General features: G+C 71.2%; 6 protein-coding genes. All 6 read right to left on the bottom strand.

What is annotated here, in order from left to right; all coding sequences use genetic code 11:
- Positions 1 to 896: ABC transporter ATP-binding protein (locus G3I40_RS23560; protein ID WP_164304115.1), on the bottom strand; the 896-nt coding region annotated here is incomplete at its 3' end.
- Complete coding sequence (locus tag G3I40_RS23555; protein ID WP_203644665.1) at positions 893 to 1714, bottom strand: ABC transporter permease; 822 nt, start codon at positions 1712 to 1714, stop codon at positions 893 to 895. The genes G3I40_RS23555 and G3I40_RS23560, both read right to left, overlap by 4 nt.
- 59 nt (positions 1715 to 1773) lie before the next feature.
- The gene (locus G3I40_RS23550; RefSeq protein ID WP_164304117.1) at positions 1774 to 2727 is read right to left on the bottom strand and encodes an ABC transporter permease; all 954 of its coding nucleotides are present in this window, start codon (positions 2725 to 2727) and stop codon (positions 1774 to 1776) included.
- Positions 2728 to 2777: 50 nt separating this feature from the next.
- Positions 2778 to 4388, bottom strand: a complete 1611-nt coding sequence (locus G3I40_RS23545) for an ABC transporter substrate-binding protein (protein WP_343245008.1) — start codon at positions 4386 to 4388, stop codon at positions 2778 to 2780.
- Between the two features lie 288 nt (positions 4389 to 4676).
- The gene (locus G3I40_RS23540; protein ID WP_164304113.1) at positions 4677 to 5078 is read right to left on the bottom strand and encodes a cold shock domain-containing protein; all 402 of its coding nucleotides are present in this window, start codon (positions 5076 to 5078) and stop codon (positions 4677 to 4679) included.
- A 74-nt stretch (positions 5079 to 5152) separates the two neighbouring features.
- Positions 5153 to 5671: DUF4232 domain-containing protein (locus G3I40_RS23535; RefSeq protein WP_164304112.1), on the bottom strand; the 519-nt coding region annotated here is incomplete at its 5' end.

Below are 5671 nucleotides of genomic sequence, written 5' to 3'. Positions count from 1 at the left end.
GTGTCGTCGGCGCGGGCGCAGCGCGGCGCGAACGTGCAGGCGTCGGGCTGCTCGTCGAGGCTCGGCACGAGGCCGGGGATCTCGGGCAGCCGCCGCTTGCCGGTGCCGCCGGGCTTGAGGACGGCCGAGAGGAGCCCGCGCGTGTACGGGTGCCGGGGCGTCGCGAACAGCTCGCCCACCGGGGCCTGTTCGACCGGGCGGCCCGCATACATGACGAGCACCCGGTCGGCGATGTCGGCGACGACGCCCAGGTCGTGCGTGATGAGGACGATCGCGGTGCCGAGCCGTTCGCGCAGCGACTGGAGGACCTCCAGGATGCCTGCCTGGACGGTCACGTCGAGGGCGGTCGTCGGCTCGTCGGCGATCAGGACCGACGGGTCGCAGGCGACCGCGATGGCGATCATCACGCGCTGGCGCATGCCGCCGGAGAGCTGGTGCGGGTACTCGTCGACGCGCTGGGCCGGTGCCGGGATGCCCACCAGGTCCAGGAGTTCGACGGCACGCGCGCGTGCCTCCTTCCGGCTCAGCCCCTGGTGGCGGCGGAGCACTTCGCCGATCTGCCGCCCGATGGTGAGCACCGGGTTCAGGGACGTCATCGGCTCCTGGAAGATCATCGCCATGTCCTTGCCGCGGATCCTCCCGTACGTCTTGTCGTCGGCGCCCGCGAGGTCGCGCTCCCCGAGGCGGACCGAGCCGGTGATGTGCGCGGTGGGCGGCAGCAGGCCCATGACGGCCATCGAGGTGACGGACTTGCCGCAGCCCGACTCGCCCACCACGGCGAGGACCTCGCCCGCGCGCAGGTCGAACGAGACGTGGTCGACGGCGTGCACGGTGCGGGTGTCGGAGCGGAAGGACACCGACAGGTCGCGGACGCTGAGGACGGGGTCGGGGCTCATCGGGTCGCTCCACGGGGGTCGAGGACGTCGCGCAGGCCGTCGCCGAGCAGGTTGAACGCCAGGGTCGCGGCGACCACGGCGAGGCCCGGGAACACCGCCATCCAGGGCGCGGGCGCGAGGAAGGACTGGGCGGACGAGAGCATCACGCCGAGGGACGGCTCGGGCGGCTGGACGCCGAGGCCGAGGAAGCTGAGCAGGGCCTCGGCGAGGATGGCCGCGGGGATGCCGACGGTGGCCTGCACGGTGAGCGCGGACGTCGCGTTGGGCAGGACGTGCCGGAACAGGACGGTGCCGTCCCCGCCGCCGTTGGCGACGGCCGCGGCCACGTAGTCGACGTGCTTGAGGCGGAGCGTCTCGGCGCGGGTGATGCGGATGACGGCCGGGATCTGCGAGATGCCGATGGCGATGGTCGCGTTGCTCAGCGACGGGCCGAGGACCGCGGCGAGGCCGACCGCGAGGACCAGGAAGGGGAACGCGAGCATCGTGTCGGTGATCCGGGACACCACGCTGTCGGTGAACTTCCCGTAGTAGCCGGCGAGCAGGCCGAGCGGCACCCCGATGACGAAGGCGAACACGACCGCGAGCACGCCGACCTGCATGGAGGCCCGCGCGCCGTAGACGACGCGGGACAGCTGGTCGCGGCCGAGGTCGTCGGTGCCGAGCCAGTGGCTCCAGCCCGGCGCCGCGAGGACGTTGTCGAAGTCGGGCTGCGCGGGGTCGTACGGCGCGACGAGCGGGGCGAACAGCGCGGCGAGCACGAAGACGGCGGCGATGACGGCGCCGGTCATGGCGAGCTTGTTCTTGCGCAGGGCCCGCATCTTGCCGCTCGTGGCGCCCCTGCCGAGCCGGACGCGTATTCCTGTGGGAGCCAGCGTGGTCACCGGGCACCTCCGAGCCGGATGCGCGGGTCGATGACCGAGTACGCCACGTCGACCAGCAGATTGATGAGGATGTACGCGGCGGAGGTGCACAGCACCACGCCTTGCAGGGTCGCGTAGTCCCGTGTGAAGACGGCGTCGATGGTCAGCTTGCCGAAGCCGGGGAGCACGAAGATCTGCTCGGTGACGACGGCCCCGGAGATGAGGTGGCCGAGTTGCAGGCCGAGCACGGTGACGACCGTGACGAGGGAGTTGCGCAGCGCGTGCCCGCCGATGACGGCACGCCGTGACAGGCCCTTGGCGCGCGCCGTGCGGACGTAGTCGGCCGACAGGGAGTCGAGCATCGCGGCCCGGGTCTGGCGCATGACGACGGCGGCGAGCCCGGAGCCGAGGACGATCGCGGGCAGCACCATGCGCCGCAGGTTGTCGAGCGGGTCGGTGCCGAAGGGCACGAAGCCGGAGGCCGCGAAGACGGGCAGGGCGATCGCGAAGGCGAGGACGAGGACGATGCCGAGCCAGAAGGTGGGGATCGACAGGCCGAGCAGCGCGAGGCCGTTGGCGATCCACTCGGCGGGCCTGCCGCGGCGTACGGCCGCGACGATTCCGGCGCCGATGCCGAGGACGATCGCCAACAGCAGGGAGAGCGCGGCGAGTTCGAGCGTGACGGGCAGTGCCTCGCCGATGGCGTCGGCGACCGGCAGGCCGGTGCGCGAGGACGTGCCGAGGTCGCCCTGGAGGGCGTGGCCGACGAAGCGGGCGTACTGGACGACGATGTTGTCGTCGAGGCCGTACTCGGAGCGGATCGCGGCCAGCGCCTTCGGGCTGCGCTCCTCGCCGGCGAGGGCGAGCGCCGGGTCGCCGGGCAGGGCGCGGATGCCGGCGAAGACGACGATCGAGACGAGCACCAGTGTGACGAGCGACTGCCGGACACGGGTCAGGACGTACTTGGCCATGGGGTGCCCGGCGAGCATTCCGGGCTTCTTCAGGGAAATCTGAGCGGTCGTCACTTGGCGTACCCCGCATCCTTCACGCGGATCAGGCCGTCGCCGTAGACGTGGAGTCCCGCGACGTCCTTCCCGGTGACGACGTAGTTCTTCTGGCGGTAGAGGTAGAGGAGCGCGTGCGCGTCGTTCACCCTGCGGGTCAACTCCTCGTAGATCTTGGCGCGTTCGCGGGGATCGGGCTCGGTGCGGCCGCGCTCGATGAGGGCGTCGACCTTCTTGTCGGAGTAGCCGTACGCGTTCATCGCGCCCTGCGTCTGCAGGAAGCTGGCGATGTTGCCATCCGGGTCGAGCCGTCCGGACCAGCCGGACTGGAAGGCCTCGTAGTGCCCGTCGTCGGTCTCCTCCAGCATGGTGGCGTACTCGGTGGGGCGCAGCGTGACGGCGAAGCCGGCGTTCTTGGCCATGGCCTGGACGACCTGGCCGATGCGGCTCCACTCGGGCGTCGTGGGGATCTTCAGCTCAAGAGGTACCGGCGTCTTCACCCCCGCCTGCCTCAACAGCCGCTTGGCGGCGGCGACATCGCGCTTGGGGCACTGGGACGCCTTGACGCCGGGGGCGAGGGCGGACTCCGGCGACATGGGCCCGCATGCGGGCTCGTACATGCCCTGGAAGACGACCCTGTTGATGAGGTCGCGGTCGATGGAGAGCTCGAAGGCCTCGCGGACGCGGATGTCGCGCGCCATCGGGGTGTCGACGCGGCCGGGCTTCTCACCGAGGCCCTTCACGTTGCCGACGTTGATGCCGATGCCCTGGTAGCCGAGGGAGGGCGAGTTGAAGAGCTGGAGCTTGTCGTCGGTGAGGGCGCTCTTCACGTCGACGGGGGCCATCTGGTCGCCCGCCTGGACGTCGCCGGAGCGCAGGTTGGCGAGGCGGACGCTGCCGTCGGGGATCGGCTTGTAGATCACCTTGTCGAGGTGGACGGAGTCCGCGTCGTAGTAGTGCGGGTCCTTGGCGAGGACGATGCGGTCGCCGCCGACGCGCTCCACGAACTTGAACGGCCCTACGCAGGAAGGGTGGTTGGTGAAGTCCTTGCCGTACTTCTTGAGCGCGGTCGGCGACATCACCATGCCGGCGCGGTCGGCGAGGACGGCGGTCAGTGGAACGTACGCCTGCTTGAGGGTGAGCCGCACCCGGTACGGGCCGGTGGCCTCGGCGCCCTTCAGCGGCGCGAGTTCGGTGGCGCGGGCCGAGCCCGCGAGGTCGCGGTGGCGCATCAGGGACGTGACGACGGCGGCCGCGTCGAGCTTGGTGCCGTCGCTGAACCACGCGCCCCTGCGGACGTCGAAGGTGACGGTGCGGCCGCCGTCGGACACCTTCGGCAGGGCGGTCGCGAGCTGGGGCACGATCTTGCCCTGCGCGTCGACGTCGTAGAGCTTCTCGCACATCCCGGCGAAGACGGTGCGGCCCACGAGGGTCTGCGCGAGGGTCGGGTCGAGCTTGTCGGGGTCCGCGTTGAGGGCGACCGTGAGGGTGCCGCCGTCGCGTACGGGGCGGTCGTCGGTCATCCGCTCCCCGCCGACCTCGGTGGCCGAGGACTGCAGGGAGCCGCAGCCCGCCGTTGTGGACATCACCAGGACAACTGCCGCGAGGGCAACCGCTGTTCGGCGCACGAGGGCATACCTCCGCCAAGGAGTGGTTCCGCAGGGACCTGTGCCGCGGCGACAGGAATCCTGTGGGCGATCAAGGAATACCGCAGAACGTATTTCGCATACAGTCCGCAGGACAAGGGGGTTGTCCGGATGCCGGACCGGATTCGATGAAGATTGAATAACTGGACGCGACATAAACGGACTTGCCGGGCAGTCCGACTGAACGGGCGGTCAGGAAAACGCGAGGGGCCCGGACCGAGTGCGTCGACTCGGCCCGGGCCCGGGGCAGTTGTCCTGCTGGTCAGACGGTCAGCTGTCCACCCAGCCGTGCTTGCGACCGCTCTGCACCAGCTCGCGGCGGATCGCCAGGATCTGCTCGCCGGTCAGCGACGGGGCGGCCCGCAGCAGCAGTTCGGTGACCTCGTTCGTGAACTCGTCGACGCGCAGCACGTCGCACAGCACGTCGTCGCCCTCGGTCGCGACACGCCCCGGCGCCGGCGCGGAGGCACCGTCCGCCAGCCGCACCGAGGACGCCTTGGGGCCCCGGTCCCCGTCCTCGATCTCGAACTCGACCTTCAGGCCCGTGCGCAGGTACGACTCGGGGATGAGGAGGTCGTTCACGTGCAGGAAGACGTCCTCACCGCCGTCGTCCGGCGCGATGAACCCATATCCGCGCGCTCCGTCGAAGCGCACCACACGACCAGCGACCACGCCGACCCCCAACCACCACGGCGGACCCGGTGTCCGCGTCCTCAGCAACGTGTGCGGATCCTAGCGGCCCGCGCTCAGCTCCTGCGCCAGGCGGTCGTGCCGAGACGGCCCGTGCTGCCGAGGTCGAGGGCGGACCCGGGCCGGAGGGTCACGGTGCCGCGGCCCACCTGCGGATCGACGGTGACGCGCTCGACGGTGACCGGCGGATTCGTGGTGTCGACATACGTGTTGCGCCACACCAGGACCGTGTACGCGGCGTCGCCGGGACGCAGCGTGACGCGGCGGGGGCCGCCGTCGGGCCGGGCGGTGGTGACGGCAGCGGTGCCTTCGAGGACGCGCACCCCCTCGACGGGCGTGCCGTCGCTCTGCGTCAGCGTCAACCGCGGGTACCCGTACAGCTCGAAGGTGGCCTCGCCGCAATTGGTGAGGGTGACGGGGAGTGTGCGCAGGCCCATGGCGGCGTCGCCGCGGTCCGCGGTGAGGCGCATGCCGGAGCCGGGGCAGGAGGTCGGCGCCGCGGACGGCTCCGGGCTCCCGCCCGGGAGACCGGAGCCCGCCCCGTACCGCGCGAACGTCGAGGGGTCGAGTGTCTG

Source organism: Streptomyces sp. SID14478, assembly GCF_010548525.1.
Lineage (GTDB): Bacteria > Actinomycetota > Actinomycetes > Streptomycetales > Streptomycetaceae > Streptomyces.
The sequence above is the reverse complement of the archived record's forward strand: the minus strand, read 5'-3'. Positions and strand labels throughout refer to the sequence as shown.